General features: G+C 52.6%; 14 protein-coding genes. 12 read left to right on the top strand and 2 right to left on the bottom strand.

The genetic code is table 11. The features are described 5' to 3' along the window. The first annotated feature begins 68 nt into the window (after positions 1-68). The 8 genes from dxs to AB1S56_RS11195 all read left to right on the top strand — a co-directional run bounded on the left by dxs (position 69) and on the right by AB1S56_RS11195 (position 9491). On the top strand, positions 69-2021 hold the full coding sequence (dxs, locus tag AB1S56_RS11160; RefSeq protein ID WP_340867758.1) for a 1-deoxy-D-xylulose-5-phosphate synthase: 1953 nt from the start codon (positions 69-71) through the stop codon (positions 2019-2021). 16 nt (positions 2022-2037) lie between these two features. Continuing rightward, on the top strand, positions 2038-2862 hold the full coding sequence (locus tag AB1S56_RS11165) for a TlyA family RNA methyltransferase (RefSeq protein WP_340868013.1): 825 nt from the start codon (positions 2038-2040) through the stop codon (positions 2860-2862). A 154-nt stretch (positions 2863-3016) separates the two neighbouring features. Next, entirely contained in the window at positions 3017-3481 is a 465-nt protein-coding gene (locus AB1S56_RS11170; RefSeq protein WP_340867756.1) for a hypothetical protein, read from the top strand. A gap of 22 nt (positions 3482-3503) precedes the next feature. After that, the gene (gene argR, locus AB1S56_RS11175) at positions 3504-3953 is read left to right on the top strand and encodes a transcriptional regulator ArgR (protein ID WP_340867754.1); all 450 of its coding nucleotides are present in this window, start codon (positions 3504-3506) and stop codon (positions 3951-3953) included. Positions 3954-3982: 29 nt separating this feature from the next. Further along, positions 3983-5695 carry a DNA repair protein RecN gene (gene recN, locus AB1S56_RS11180; RefSeq protein WP_340867752.1) on the top strand — a complete coding sequence of 571 codons (1713 nt, stop codon included), beginning with the start codon at positions 3983-3985 and terminating at the stop codon, positions 5693-5695. Positions 5696-5818: 123 nt separating this feature from the next. Then, on the top strand, positions 5819-7156 hold the full coding sequence (gene spoIVB / locus AB1S56_RS11185) for a SpoIVB peptidase (protein WP_340867750.1): 1338 nt from the start codon (positions 5819-5821) through the stop codon (positions 7154-7156). Positions 7157-7434: 278 nt separating this feature from the next. Continuing rightward, entirely contained in the window at positions 7435-8247 is an 813-nt protein-coding gene (gene spo0A, locus AB1S56_RS11190; protein WP_340867749.1) for a sporulation transcription factor Spo0A, read from the top strand. A 146-nt stretch (positions 8248-8393) separates the two neighbouring features. Then, positions 8394-9491, top strand: a complete 1098-nt coding sequence (locus AB1S56_RS11195; RefSeq protein WP_367903462.1) for a diguanylate cyclase — start codon at positions 8394-8396, stop codon at positions 9489-9491. A 1-nt stretch (position 9492) separates the two neighbouring features. On the opposite strand, the gene AB1S56_RS11200 is transcribed toward AB1S56_RS11195, so the two are convergent. Both AB1S56_RS11200 and AB1S56_RS11205 read right to left on the bottom strand, forming a co-directional pair. Next, positions 9493-9657, bottom strand: coding sequence for a mechanosensitive ion channel protein MscL (locus tag AB1S56_RS11200; protein ID WP_340867746.1), 165 nt, complete (start codon positions 9655-9657; stop codon positions 9493-9495). A 136-nt stretch (positions 9658-9793) separates the two neighbouring features. After that, positions 9794-10087, bottom strand: a complete 294-nt coding sequence (locus tag AB1S56_RS11205; RefSeq protein ID WP_340867744.1) for a DUF2627 domain-containing protein — start codon at positions 10085-10087, stop codon at positions 9794-9796. A gap of 233 nt (positions 10088-10320) precedes the next feature. On the opposite strand from AB1S56_RS11205, the gene lpdA reads away from it, so the two are divergent. The 4 genes from lpdA to AB1S56_RS11225 all read left to right on the top strand — a co-directional run bounded on the left by lpdA (position 10321) and on the right by AB1S56_RS11225 (position 15247). After that, entirely contained in the window at positions 10321-11748 is a 1428-nt protein-coding gene (gene lpdA, locus AB1S56_RS11210) for a dihydrolipoyl dehydrogenase (RefSeq protein WP_340867742.1), read from the top strand. Positions 11749-11850: 102 nt separating this feature from the next. Continuing rightward, positions 11851-12888, top strand: coding sequence for a thiamine pyrophosphate-dependent dehydrogenase E1 component subunit alpha (locus AB1S56_RS11215; RefSeq protein WP_340867740.1), 1038 nt, complete (start codon positions 11851-11853; stop codon positions 12886-12888). Then, a complete protein-coding gene (locus AB1S56_RS11220; protein WP_340867738.1) occupies positions 12888-13871 on the top strand; it encodes an alpha-ketoacid dehydrogenase subunit beta in 984 nt (327 codons plus the stop codon). Before AB1S56_RS11215 ends, AB1S56_RS11220 begins: the two co-directional genes overlap by 1 nt. A 47-nt stretch (positions 13872-13918) precedes the next feature. Further along, positions 13919-15247 (top strand): dihydrolipoamide acetyltransferase family protein, encoded by a 1329-nt coding sequence (locus tag AB1S56_RS11225; protein ID WP_340867735.1) that lies wholly within the window; start codon positions 13919-13921, stop codon positions 15245-15247. Positions 15248-15255: the final 8 nt, after the last annotated feature.

A 15255-nucleotide genomic window follows, 5' to 3' on the forward strand; every position in this document is an offset into this window, starting at 1 on the left:
TATAGAAGGTTGCGGTTCTTTGGTATGCGGCCGCAATTATGCTATAATAGGTAAAATGTAGACGTTTCATGGACGACAGTAAGCTGAGGTCGTTCTGTACAGCGGAAAGCGAGGAAAGCAACGTGCTGCTGAATCAAATTAACGGACCACTCGACTTAAAGGATTTGTCGATCGCCCAGCTCGAGCAGGCGGCTGAAGAAATCAGGCAATTTCTGATCGAGAAGCTGTCGGTTACGGGCGGCCATCTGGCCCCGAATCTGGGCGTCGTGGAATTAACCTTGGCGATGCATTATTTGTTCAATAGTCCCGAAGATAAGTTTATATATGATGTGGGCCATCAATCCTATGTGCACAAGATTTTGACGGGCCGCAAGGATCAATTCGATACGCTGCGCAAATACAAAGGCTTGTGCGGGTTTGTGAAGCGTGCGGAAAGCGAGCATGACGTCTGGGAGGCCGGACACAGCTCGACGTCGCTGTCCGCCGCAATGGGCATGGCGCTGGCCAGAGATCTGAAGGGCGGCAGCAATCGTGTTGTCGCGGTTATTGGCGATGGTGCATTAACAGGCGGAATGGCGCTTGAGGCGCTTAACCATATCGGTCACGAGAAGCGGAACATGATCGTCATACTGAATGACAATGAGATGTCAATCGCTCCGAACGTAGGCGCGCTGCATCATTATTTAGGCAAGATCAGAACGGATCGCCATTATCAGAAGGCAAAGGATGAGCTTCAGCATCTGCTGAACAAAATACCGGCGATTGGCGGCAAGCTGGCGAAGACAGCGGAGCGGTTCAAGGACAGCTTAAAATATTTGCTGGTCAGCGGCATTTTGTTCGAGCAATTCGGATTAACTTATCTAGGTCCTGTAGACGGACATGACTTGGAGGGCTTGCTCGACATTCTGAAGCAGGCAGATACAGTGCAGGGACCGGTGCTTGTTCATGTTCTGACGATTAAGGGCAAGGGCTACAAGCCTGCCGAGATTGACTCCCACAAATGGCACGGCGCGACGCCGTACAAGATTGAATCCGGACAAATGGTAAAGGCCGTAGGTCCGCCGATGTATACGACGATATTCGGCGATATGCTCATTGAGCTTGCCGACAAGGACGATCGCATTGTAGCGATTACGCCGGCTATGCCTGGCGGCTCGGGCTTGATGGATTTTGCCGCCAAATATCCCCACCGGATGATTGATGTTGGCATTGCGGAGCAGCATGCGGCGACGTTATCCGCAGCCATGGCTATGGAAGGCCTTAAGCCGGTGTACGCTGTATATTCCACATTCCTGCAGCGCGCTTACGATCAAGTCGTACACGATATTTGCAGGCAGAACGCCAATGTCGTGTTTGCGATTGACAGGGCGGGCTTCGTTGGCCCAGACGGCGAGACGCATCACGGGGTATATGATATCGCGTTTCTGCGCCATGTGCCCAATCTCGTGCTGATGATGCCCAAGGATGAAAACGAGCTCAGACGTATGATGAAGACGGCTGTCGATTATAATGACGGACCGATTGCGGTCAGATATCCCCGTATTCATGGTGTAGGCGTGGAGCTGGAGGCCGACCCGCAGCCCATTCCCATTGGCACTTGGGAGACGATTCGCTCAGGCGATACGTACGCGATTTTGGCGCTTGGCCCCATGATTGAAGTGGCGGAGCAAGCGGCTGAGGTGCTGAAACGGGAGGGGCTCAGCGCAGAGGTGGTCAATGCGCGCTTTATTAAGCCTCTGGATGAAGCTATGCTGGACCGAATTGCCGATGAAGGGAAAAAGGTGTTAGTGCTGGAAGAAAGCTCCCAGCAGGGCGGCTTTGGCAGCGCTGTGCTGGAATATTATTCACAGCGCAGCAGCTTTGATGTGCAAGTCAAAATTATGGGCGTGCCGGATCTGTTCGTGGAGCATGGCTCCATCGCGCAGCAGCGCGAGGAAGTCGGCTTAACGTCAGAACGTGTTGTGAGCGAGCTTCGCGGCATGATGCCCCGCATGATGAAACGCGCCACAGGGCATTCTTAGGACGCAAGGGAGCATGATGACAACGGCCGGTAAAGAACGTATTGATGTATTGCTGGTGGAACGCGGTTTTTTCGACAGCAGGGAAAAAGCCAAGAAGGCGCTGATGGCAGGTCTTGTGCTCGTGGATAACGAGCCGATTGACAAAAGCGGGATGAAGGTGCCGCGCCTTGCCGATATTAAGGTAAAGGGCGCGCTTCATCCTTATGTCAGCCGTGGCGGCTTGAAGCTGGAGAAAGCGATTAAGGTGTTCGGTCTCGATATGTCGAACAAGGTGATGCTGGATATTGGCGCATCGACCGGCGGCTTCACAGACTGCGCCCTGCAGCACGGAGCGTCCTTCGTCTATGCGATCGATGTGGGCACGAATCAGCTGGATTGGTCGCTGCGGCAGCATGACCGGGTTCTGGTTATGGAGAAAACAAACTTCCGTTACATGGAGCCGGACCAGCTGCAAGGTCCCGAGCCAGATTTCGCCAGCATTGATGTATCCTTTATCTCACTCAAGCTTATATTACCTACGCTGTCGAAGCTGCTTCCCCCGGGTTCAAGCGTCGTTGCGCTTATTAAGCCGCAATTCGAGGCTGGCAGGGAGAAGGTTGGCAAATCGGGTGTGGTTCGCGAGCCTGCCGTTCACCTTGAAGTGCTGGCCAGCGTGCTGGGCTTCGCTGCAGCGAGCGGCTTTCAGACGGAAGGCTTAACCTTCTCGCCCATTACCGGCGGAGAGGGCAATATCGAGTTTCTTGCCTGGTTACGCTGGAACGGCGGGGAGCTTGTCGATGCTCCAGATCAGGCGCGTCTTGCGGAGCTGGTCAAGGAAGCAAACGCGGTATTCAAATCTTAATCTCATAAGCTGCAACCAGGAAGGATGCCGATCAGTGATCAACTGTTGGCATCTTTTTCTTTACAGGGCGGTACTACTTTTGATACACTGAAAGCAAACAAACGTTCGCTTTGTGTACCGGCCAGCATTCCATGTGAGGTGGGGGATACAGGGGATGGGCAAGTATGGCGACTGGATCATAATGGGGATCGTGGGTATTCTGGCGGCTGTTTGGATTTATGGGGCATTCTATCGTTGGCTTCATGCGCCCGCTGCGACCAATGGCGTCAAGCTTGGGAAGGGCGGTGCAATTGCGGAGGGCGATCCCATTGCAGCGCTTCTTAAGAGGCAGGGGTACAGGGTCGTCTCAGGCAAGCATGTGCTTAGAATACCGGTTGAGCTGGATGATGTGCCCCTAGGCAACGGCACTCGGTTGTACATTGATTATGTGGTCGAGAACGGCGACCATACTTATATAGTGAAGACGGCAAGGGACAGAATGCCAATGGATTGGACAGCCAGCGGCGTGCGAGACCGGCTGCTCATTTATTCGCTCCTGCTGCCGGACTGCTCTGGCATCCTGTACGTGGACGGTCAGGAGGGCCGTATACGCAAGATTGTATTTCATATAGCCGATTAAGCGACGGAGGTCAACATTCACAATGAAGAGTATCCGGCAATTCAGAATTCGAGAAATTATTACCAATGGCGAAATCGAAACCCAGGATGAGCTGGTGGAGGCGTTGCGCGCCTCCGGCATGCAGGTGACGCAGGCTACTGTCTCCAGAGATATCAAGGAGCTCATGCTGATCAAGGTTCCCGTTGCCGACGGCCGCTATATTTATTCCATGCCGATTGAGCAGCGCCAGAACCCCGTGCACAAGCTGAAGCGGGCGATGCTGGATCACTTTGCTCATATCGACTTCACAGACAACTTAGTTGTGCTCAAATGCTTGCCTGGCACAGCGAATGCGATCGGCGCCCTAATTGACAATATGGAGTGGTCTGAAGTGATGGGTACGATATGCGGCGATGATACGATTCTTATTATTTGCCGAACCAAGGAGCAGAGCGCCCAGATCGTGGAGCGGCTTCTCGCTGTAATGAATTAAGCAACCCTTATCATAGAGGAGGACATGCCATGCTGCGTGAGTTATCGATCAGAAATTTAGCCGTTATTGAAGAGGTTCACGTTTCGTTCCATCATGGTTTTCACGTGTTGACCGGAGAGACCGGCGCGGGGAAATCTATCCTTATCGATGCGTTAAGCTTAATCGTGGGAGGTCGGGGCTCCGCAGACATGGTGCGTTACGGCTGTGACAGGGCAGAGATGGAGGCGTTGTTCGACCTCCCGGCTCAGCATCCGGTATGGGGGCAGCTGGACCGCATCGGGGTCCAGTACAATCCGGAGGAGATGCTTATTATCCGCAGAGAGCTGACGACCGCAGGCAAGAGCAGCAGCCGGGTGAACGGCCAACTGGTGACGATTACGATGCTGCGTGAGATCGGCGAATTTCTAGTCAATATTCACGGTCAGCATGAGCATCAATCGCTGCTTAAGACGGATCAGCATCTGGAGTGGCTGGATCAGTTCGGAGGGGATCTTCTGCTGGAGCGTAAGGCTCAGTATAGAGCGCTGTTCGACCAGCTCTCTGAGGTCCGGGGATCCATGCGGTCTGTGGAGGACAGTACCCGACACAATGCGCAGATGATGGATCTGTATCGCTTCCAGATCGAAGAGATTACGTCCGCTAAGCTGAAGCCGGACGAGGATGAGCAGCTGCTGGAGCAGAGGAGTAAGCTTCTGTATGCGGAGAAGCGCAAGGACGCTGCATCCGAGGCATATGCTTTGCTATATGGCGGCAAGGGACTGGATCTCATTAGCCGCGCGATCTCTAAGCTGGAGGATATCCAGAGCTATGATCCAAGCGTGCTTAACCCTCTTATGGAGCAGCTGCAATCCGCGTTCTATCAAGCCGAGGACGCAGCATTCCAGCTCAGGGATTACCGTGACGGCATTGAATCTGATCCGGAGACGCTGGCTTATGTGGAGGATCGGCTGGATTTAATTAACGGACTAAAAAGAAAATACGGTGAAACCATACCTGATATACTTGCTTATCTGGAACAAATCATGGCAGAACGAGATAAGATCGAGAATAGGGACGAGCTTCTGGAGGAATTAAAACGCCAGGAGAAGCGTCTGTATGAGGGGGCCTTGCAGCTTGCTCAGGATTTGTCCAAGCTCAGGCGTCATGCCGCAGGCCGTCTGTCCAGCGCTGTGGAATCGGAGCTCAGGCAGCTTCAGATGCCTGCCGCCCGATTCGAAGCGAATCTGGATGGTGGAGGCGGCGGGCAAGAAGAGGCGGCTCCAGTTAAGCTTACTGTGAACGGCATGGATGAAGCGATCTTCCTGCTGTCGACTAACCCGGGGGAACCGCCCAAGCCATTAAACAAGATTGCTTCTGGCGGAGAGATGTCTCGCATTATGCTCGCCCTCAAAAGCATCTTCGCGGAAATCGATCAAATCCCAACGCTTATATTTGACGAGGTGGATACCGGTGTGAGCGGTCGAGCGGCACAGGCTATTGCCGAGAAGCTGTCAAGTTTGTCGGCCAAGTGCCAGGTGTTTTCGATTACGCATTTGCCGCAGGTGGCGTGTATGTCGGATCATCATTATGAGATTAAGAAGCAGGTTACGAATAATCGCACTTCAACCTCGGTCACCGAGTTGATGACGGACTCCCGCATAGACGAGCTTGCTCGTATGCTGGGCGGGGTGGAAGTAACGGAAAAAACTCGTCATCATGCGCAGGAAATGCTTGATTTGGCACATGGCTTGAAGGGGGCGTAATGGAAGGTATTCAGGGAATGTTTTTGCGGACATAAAAGATGGGGTGCGGGGTAACTTAAAGGTACGCCAATGGCGAGACTACCTTTATCGTCATGCGATGGAATGACAGGGAGCGTGAAATCATTGAACTCCAATCCACGGAAACGATGGTTTGGGTTGATCCTCGTGTTCTTCGTATGCATCGTCGGTTTCTCCACCCCGTTTCAACAATTCGCCGCGTTTCCGAATGAACTACGTTTATTCTCTGGCCAAATGAAACGACTGCAATATGGAGTTCCTGTACATGCTGAAGTAACCGTGGATCCCCAAATGTTACAAGTGAACGGCACGGCAAAACCTTCTTTGTCCGTCAACTTGAACGAACCGCTGTCACTGCAACCGTATCAGAGCGGACAGACCAACATGAAAGTGAAATTATTTGGTAAAATTCCTTTTCGGACTGTTAAAGTGAATGTCGTACCTGATCTTCGGGTTGTTCCTGGCGGCCAGACGATTGGCGTCAAGGTGAAATCGGCAGGGGTATTGGTTGTGGGCCATCATCAGGTTGTAGACCAAGATGGCTCGAAGCAGTCTCCCGGGGTTGTCGCGGGCTTGAAGCTGGGGGATCTGATCGTAGACATTAACGGTGCGCCTGTTCATGAGGTTCATCGGGTAGGGGAGCTGTGCGAGCAGTTTGGCCTGAATCGCAAGCCCCTGGAGCTGACCTACAAGCGCAATGGGCAGCTGAACAAGACACAGATCAGTCCGGTATATGACGCGGATGACAGAGCATGGCGTCTTGGTCTCTATATCCGAGATTCAGCCGCAGGCGTCGGCACCTTAACATTCTACGCGCCGGATCAAGGGGTGTATGGCGCTCTGGGACATGTGATTACAGACATGGACACGCAGACGCCCATTGAGGTAGGGGAAGGGCAAGTGCTGCAGGCTAGCGTTACATCCATTAACAAAAGCCAATCCGGCGAGCCAGGCGAAAAAAGGGCGCATTTCGTCAAAGAAGGCAAGGTATTAGGCAACATCGAAAAAAACACGCCCTTTGGCATCTTCGGCAAGATGAACGAAGCGCCAACTCACAGCTTTAGCGCCAAGGCGCTCCCGGTGTCGTTTGCGGAAGATGTCAAGGAAGGTCCGGCTCACATATTGACCGTTGTCGGCGGACAGAAGGTGGAGCGGTTTAATATCGAAATTGTGCATGTGTCGAAGCAACCTGCCCCGGCAACCAAAGGTATGGTGATTAAGATTACGGATAAACGTCTCCTGAACAAAACCGGCGGGATTGTACAGGGCATGTCCGGTAGTCCCATTATTCAGGACGGCAAGCTGGTTGGCGCAGTTACTCATGTATTTGTTAATGACCCTTCATCCGGCTATGGCTGCTTCATTGAATGGATGCTTCAGGATGCAGGCGTGCTGCTGAAGTCGTCCTCGACGAAGGAAGAGAAGGCGGGAGATGCGGCTTAGCCTTTATACAGCAAGTGTCAGCTCATAAAGAACGCCATCTTCGTTGGATGGCGTTCTTTTATTTGGAATAGCCGCCGACTCATGTTCGACATCGTATTATGTCGAAGAAGGACGAATTAGAACTGTATGTGTAATAAATTCTTAATTATATCGAACTCCCACAAAAAAATAAAGAAAAAAGATTTTCGACAGAAGGAATTCCATAGCGAGTGTCGAAAACTTAAACTTAGACAGAAAAGAACGATGACATCAATATCATTTTAAGGGAGGATAACACTTTGCATAAGATCGAAGTATTATTGGCAGATGACAACCGAGAGTTTACAAACCTGTTATCGGAATATATATCCGAACAAAGTGATATGACAGTAAGCGGAGTCGCTTACAATGGAGAAGAGGTCATTCGTCACCTGGAGCAGTCCAGGAACGTTCCGGATATATTAATTCTGGATATTATTATGCCGCATCTGGACGGTCTGGGCGTACTTGAACGCTTGAGGGAAATGAATCTGTCGCCCATGCCCAAAATTATTATGCTAACGGCCTTCGGTCAAGAAAATATTACGCAAAAAGCCGTTCAGCTTGGCGCTTCCTATTACATATTGAAGCCATTCGATATGGAAATTCTAGCAAATCGGATTCGTCAGCTTGTCGGCAACTCGTCCTTCACTTCGTCCTCCAGCTACAGCACGGGCTCATCAACTGTGAAATCCAATGTGGTGCCGCTGGCCAAGGGCAAAAATTTGGACGCCAATATTACAAGCATTATTCATGAAATCGGTGTGCCAGCGCATATTAAGGGTTACCAATACCTGCGCGAGGCGATTACGATGGTATACAACAATATCGAAATATTAGGGGCTATTACCAAAACCCTGTATCCCGCCATTGCCGAGAAGTTCAAAACAACGCCTTCCCGCGTTGAACGTGCCATTCGCCATGCGATTGAGGTTGCTTGGACACGCGGCAATATTGACAGCATCAGCCATCTGTTCGGCTACACCATCAATATCAGCAAGTCCAAGCCAACCAACAGCGAATTCATCGCCATGGTGGCCGACAAGCTGCGCATCGAGCATAAAGTAAGCTAATTTCGAAATACCACCTGTGGCTTGGATTTCATCCATGTTAGGTGGTATTTTTGCTTGTGCCCCTATCGACAAAATGAATCAACTTTGCAGCAAATGTGATAAACTAGATGGATAATAGTGAGAACAGAAAAGGGCGCGAGCGGTCATTGAAGATTTTGAACACCTTACAGGACTTGATAGCCAATTTTGCAATCGTTACTGCCTATCTCTTCCTGGTGAATCAAGTTATACTTCGCAAACAACATAAAAACTTACCTTCATCATACCAGCTGAAGCTTCAGGTGGGCTTTATGGCGGGTATCCTCGGCATCATTCTTATGGTGTTCACCGTCAAGATGAATGGCACTTACGTTGATTTTAGACAAATTGCTATTATTCTGGCAGCTATGTTCGGCGGCATAATTCCTGCTGTGCTATCAGGCCTAATCATTGGCGGGGTGCGCTTATTGGCGTTTGGTGAAGTGACGACACCTACAATTGTTGCAGCCGCGAATACTCTGGTCATTGCCATGATGCTTGGGATGATCGGCAGGAGCTCCATGTCCTTCTGGAGCAAATGGACCTGGTCTCTGCTAGTATGCAGTGTCATGACTTCTGCCGTTTTTGTGATCAACACCGGTTATAACGGTATGATGACGTCCGCTGTATACATAACCATGATGGCGCTTGGCGGCGTATTCACCGCTTACTTGAATGAGTTTTTGATCAAAGCGAAGGCGCAATTTGAGAAAATCGAGCGGGAAGCGACTGTGGATTATTTGACAGGGCTGAACAACCACCGTACCTTTGATGAACGGTATCAGTCGCTGCTGCAATCAGCAACGGAGAAAAACGAATGCTTGTCCATCGCGCTGGTTGATATCGATTTTTTCAAACGAGTGAATGATCAGTATGGGCATGGCAATGGGGATTTGGTGCTGAAGCAATTGGGAGAAATATTGATGAAAACAACGAGATCCTTCGATACTGTATCCAGAAACGGAGGGGAGGAGTTTTCGGTCATTATGTATGATACGCCGCACAAGCATTCGCTCCAAATTGCGGAAAGATTGCGGCATGCCGTAAGCCGGCATCGCTTCCGTCTGAATGACGGTCGGACCATTCCGTTAACGGTGTCGATCGGGGTGGCGACATATCCCGATACAGAGCGTGAGCTGCTGCTGGATGACGCGGATAAGGCGCTTTATGCGGCCAAGCTGGGGGGAAGGAACACCGTGTGCTCCAATCAAACATCACAGATTTGAATCAGTATTCAAATCTGCGGTTGACATACACGTTGCTTCCGTATTTGCGGATAAGCCTAGCGGCTTCTTCCTTCATAAACGCTCGGATATCCTGCAGCTTTTGCTTGTCGGGCTTAATGGTCTCTTGCTTCTTGCCGTCTACGACGACATCGAACACGATCGTCATTCCGTATTGCCTCCTTCCATGGGGATGTCTCCATTGTAGGGCGGCAATGTTTGCTTGAAATGAATGTTAATCATAAGCCGTGTAAAATATGGACGTGATCATCATCGGCATGTAAAATAAGGAAGCGCCTTCGACGCTAAGCCTGGGGCTTGGGCGGTCGAGGGCGCTTCTCTTTGAATCTTGGCGCTACATAATTCCGTTTGCGGTCGCGGAAGAAGATCCAACCGCCAATAAAGCCGGCCCCTGCGGCGAACATAAGGACGCCGAGCAGAAAGGATAACCATTGGAAATTAGGGGTGACGGCATCGTTGCCAAACTCCGAAAAATAGATGAACAAGGCATCCTTTATTTTCAGAAAGCCGATGCAGGCCAGTACACCGGGAACAACGAGAAACAAAATAGCAATAAACCGGGATATTAACAATTTCATAGGGGGAGTAGCTCCTTGCTGCCTAAAGGTTCGTGTGATAAATAGGATGTCTCTATCATACCTTTTTCCGCGAAGAGTGTCTAATTTGCAAGTAGACGGTGAAATGGCAGGCAAAAAGCGTTACAATGATACTGCGGCTTACGAGCCGCGAGTGACATACATAGCAATCATAGGGTATGAGCATGATCCTTACGGACAAGCATATATTGTGTTAAATACAGGAGGCGACAATTGTGGCAATTACGGTAGACGTAGCCGTGCTTGGCGGAGGGCCGGGCGGATATACGGCGGCGATTAGAGCCGCGCAGGCGGGCAAAAAGGTGGCAATCGTCGAGATGGACAAGCTTGGCGGGGTCTGCTTGCACAAGGGCTGCATCCCGAGCAAGTCGCTGCTCAGAAGCGCTGAGGTATACCGCACCTTGCTGCATTCGGCCTCTTACGGGATTGATGTGTCCGAAGGGGCGGTATCGCTGGACTTCGGGAAGGTTCAGCTGCGCAAGGCGGCAACGGTTGAGCAGCTTCATCGCGGGCTGCAGGGCTTGATGAAAAAACACGGCATCGAGATTATTCGTGGCAGAGGAAGAGTGATCGGCCCCTCCATCTTCTCGCCCAAAAGCGGTTCGCTCGCGGTGGAGCTGTCTGATGGCGAGATGGAGTCTGTCGTGTCAACCAATCTCATTATCGCGACGGGCTCCAAGCCGCGTACGCTGCCCGGACTCGAAGCGGACGGCGAGCTTGTGCTGACCAGTGACGATGCGCTGCGAATGGAGTCGCTGCCGCGGTCCATCCTGATTGTTGGCGGCGGTGTAATCGGCGTAGAGTGGGCGTCCATGCTTCAGGACTTCGGCGTCGAGGTTACGCTCGTGGAGGCGGGAGCCAGGCTGCTGCCGGGGGAGGATACCGAGGTGTCGGCTGCTTTGACCAAGTCGCTGCGAGGCCGGGGCGTTCGGATTCTGACAAGCTTGCAGCTGGACGCACCCAGCTACACGGTGGAGCAGGATGGGGTCAGCATCAAGGCGTCAACCGCTGACGGTGAAGTAACGTTATCGGCGGACAAGCTGCTGCTGTCAGTTGGCCGGACGGCGAACATTGAAGGTATCGGCCTGGAGAATACGGACATTCGTACGACAAATGGCTTCATTGCTGCTAATGAATACGGTCAAACAACGGAGCCCCATATTTATGCCATTGGAGATGTGGTCGGCGGTGTTCAGCTGGCGCATGCCGCAGCGCATGAAGGCCTCATCGCTGTTGATCATCTGTGCGGAGGCAAGCCCGATCTCCTCCCGCATGTTATGATTCCCAGGTGTATCTACTCCAGCCCGGAGATCGCCTCATTCGGCTTGACTGAGGATGGCGCGCGAACGAAGGGCCATGAAGTGAAAATTGGCAAAATACCTTTCCAGGCAATTGGCAAAGCGCTGGTGCTGGGTGAAGCGGAAGGGTTCGTGAAGGTTATCGCCGACCGCAAAACCAATGATATATTGGGCGTACATATGATAGGTCCGCACGCAACGGATTTGATCTCCGAGGCTTCGCTGGCAGGCTGGCTGAACGCAACGCCATGGGAGGTGGGCTCCATGGTGCATCCGCATCCGACGCTCGCCGAGGCGCTTGGAGAAGCGATGCTGGCGGTAGACAACAAGGCGATCTCCTACTAATAAAGAGAGCATTTTCTTTTTGACGGAAGAGCGGTTATAATAGGTGTGACATGGTCTTAGTACCAGGTTATAATAGCGGGCATAATAAGGAGGAATACCTTGATGACTGGGACATCTTCTGCAAGTCAAAAGGTTCGCCACTTGGAATTAGGGCTTAGCGATGAGCAAGCTGTTGATATGTATACCATGATGGTCAAAGCAAGGAAATTCGACGAGCGGATGCTGCTGCTGCAGCGTGCGGGCAAGATCAACTTCCATGTGTCCGGCATTGGACAGGAGGTTGCGCAGGTAGCGGCTGCCTTCGCGCTTGACCGCGAGCAGGATTATTTCCTGCCGTATTACCGCGATTACGGCTTTGTGCTGTCTGTCGGCATGACGCTGAAGGAGCTGCTGCTTTCTGTATTCGCGAAGGCGGAGGACCCTAACAGCGGCGGGCGCCAGATGCCGGGCCACTTCGGGCACCGGAAGCTGCGCATCGTAACCGGCTCCAGTCCCGTTACGACTCAGGTGCCTCATGCGGTAGGCATTGCGCTGGCAGCCAAGATGAAGAAGAAGCCGTTCGTCAGCTTTGTGACCTTCGGCGAAGGCTCCAGCAATCAAGGGGATTTCCATGAGGGCTGCAACTTCGCTGGTGTACATAAGCTCCCGGTTATTCTCATGTGCGAAAATAATCAATATGCCATATCGGTGCCTGTTCATAAGCAGCTTGTGGGTCGGGTCGCTGATCGTGCGATCGGATACGGCTTCCCAGGCGTTCAGGTTGACGGCAACGACGCGCTGGAGGTCTATCGCGTCGTTCAGGAAGCACGCGCCCGCGCCGTTGCCGGTGAAGGCCCGACGTTAATCGAAGCGATGATGTACCGCTTGTCGCCTCATTCAACCTCCGACAACGATCTGGCCTACCGGACCAAAGAGGAAGTCGACGAGAACAAGGCAAAGGACGGCATTCCGAAGTTCAAGCAATATCTTCTGGATTGCGGCATTTGGAGCGAGGAGCGCGAGGAAGAGCTTCTGGCCCGCATTCGCAAGGAGCTCGACGAGGCAACAGAATACGGCGACAAGGCGCCGTTCCCGACGCCGGAATCAACGCTCGTTCATGTGTATGAAAACGATGATGCGGTGCAAAGGGGGAACCGTTAATGCCGGTCATGGATTATATAGACGCCATTAGGCTCGCAATGAAGGAAGAGATGGAGCGGGACGAGGACGTTTTTGTTCTCGGCGAGGACGTCGGCGTCAAGGGCGGCGTCTTTACGACGACCAAAGGCCTGCACGAGCAGTTCGGCGAATACCGCGCGCTGGATACGCCGCTGGCTGAATCTGCCATTGCGGGTGTGGCGATTGGCGCCGCGATGTATGGCATGAAGCCCATTGCGGAAATGCAGTATTCGGACTTTATGTTCCCTGCCACGAACCAGATCATCAGCGAGGCGGCCAAAATCAGATACCGCTCCAACAACGACTGGAGCTGTCCGGTGGTCATTCGCGCTCCAATCGGAGGCGGCGTATTCGGAGGCTTGTATCATTCCCAATGTCCAGAATCAGTATTTTTTGGAACGCCGGGCTTGAAGATTGTAGCGCCGTATCGTCCATACGATGCCAAGGGGCTGCTGAAGGCAGCGGTTCGCGACGCGGATCCCGTTATTTATTTTGAGAACAAAAAATGCTACAAGCTCATCAACGGAGACGTGCCGGAGGACGATTATATCGTGCCGATCGGCAAAGCGAACGTGCTTCGCGAGGGTGATGATATCACGGTCATTGGCTACAGTATGCCGCTACGCTTCGTGGAGCAAGCAGCCGAGGAGCTTCAGCAAGAGGGCATCAGCGCCCATATCCTGGACCTTCGCACGCTGCAGCCGCTGGACAAGGAAGCGATCCTGGAGTCGGTTCGCAAAACCGGGAAGGTGCTCATCATTCATGAGGACAACAAAACAGGCGGAGTCGGCGCGGAGGTATCCGCCATCATAGCGGAGGAGCTGCTGTATGAGCTGGACGCGCCGATTATGCGTCTGTGCGGACCGGATGTTCCGGCAATGCCGATTAATCCGCCGGGCGAAAAGTTTTTCCTGCTGAACAAAGACAAAGTGAAGGAAGCCATGCGCAATTTAGCTCTGTATTGAGGTGCGGCTAGCTGCAGCGCAGGCTTAATCCGTTGGGAGTTGATCCATTGAAGACGATTACTGAAATTGTAGTGCCGCAGCTGGCGGAATCGCTGGTGTCTGCCACAATCGACAAATGGTTGAAGCAGCCTGGGGATTTTGTTGATCAATACGAGCCGCTGTGCGAAATCCTGACTGACAAGGTGAACGCGGAGCTGCCCTCCACGGTATCAGGAAAGGTTGTTCAAATTTTGGTTTCCCCTGGTGAGACGGTGCCTGTCGGCACGCCAGTCTGCCTCATTGAGACCGAAGGCATAGCGGATACCGGCGTGGGAGGAACAGCCCCTCACGCCGCCGGAGCGGTCTCGACAGAGCCGTCCCTGTCGGCACAGCCTGCCGCCGCAGCTGCCGAAGCTAGCGCGGACGCGCCGATGCGCAACCGCTTCTCGCCGGCGGTGCAGCAGCTTGCCGCCGAGCACGGCGTCCGGCTGGGCGATGTGCAGGGAACCGGCCTGGGCGGTCGGATTACACGCAAGGATGTGCTCGCATTTGTGGCATCCGGCGCTCATAAGCGTCCAACAGGCGTAACGTCCGGGCCATCAACCGTTGATCCGCGGGCGCAGGTTCGGTCATCCGGCATCCATTTGTCGGAGACGCCGCGCATTCCCAAGATCGAGATTGAAAGCACGCTGCCTGGACGAGGCGAGACGTTTATCGATGTTACGCCAATTCGCAATACGATTGCGCGCAATATGCGCCAAAGCGTAAGTGAAATTCCGCATGCCTGGACGATGATCGAGGTGGACGTAACGAACCTTGTTGTGCTTCGCAACAAGCTGAAGGACGAATTCATGAAGCGGGAAGGCATCAACCTTACTTACCTTGCGTTTCTGCTGAAGGCTGTCGTCAACGCGATCAAGGATTATCCTATTATGAATGCAACTTGGGCCGTGGACAAAATTATCGTGAAGCGCGATATTAACATCTCGCTGGCCGTTGGCACAGAGGATTCCGTCCTGACGCCAGTGATTAAAAACGCGGATCACAAAAACGTGGCGGGACTCGCCAAGGAAATCGACGAGCTCGCGCGTAAAACGAGAGAAGGCAAGCTGACGCTGTCGGATATGCAGGGCGGCACCTTCACTGTCAATAATACGGGCTCTTTTGGCTCGATTTTGTCCTATCCCATTATTAATTACCCGCAGGCGGCGATTCTCACCTTCGAATCCATCGTGAAGCGTCCCGTCGTCATCAACGATATGATTGCGGTCCGTTCCATGGCGAACCTTTGCCTATCTCTTGACCATCGCATCTTGGACGGCGTCATCTGCGGACGCTTCCTGCAGCGGGTGAAGGATAATCTGGAGAGCTTTACGCTGGACAGCAAATTGTATTAATAAAGGAG

It is taken from the genome of Paenibacillus sp. PL2-23 (assembly GCF_040834005.1).
Classification (GTDB): Bacteria; Bacillota; Bacilli; order Paenibacillales; family Paenibacillaceae; genus Pristimantibacillus.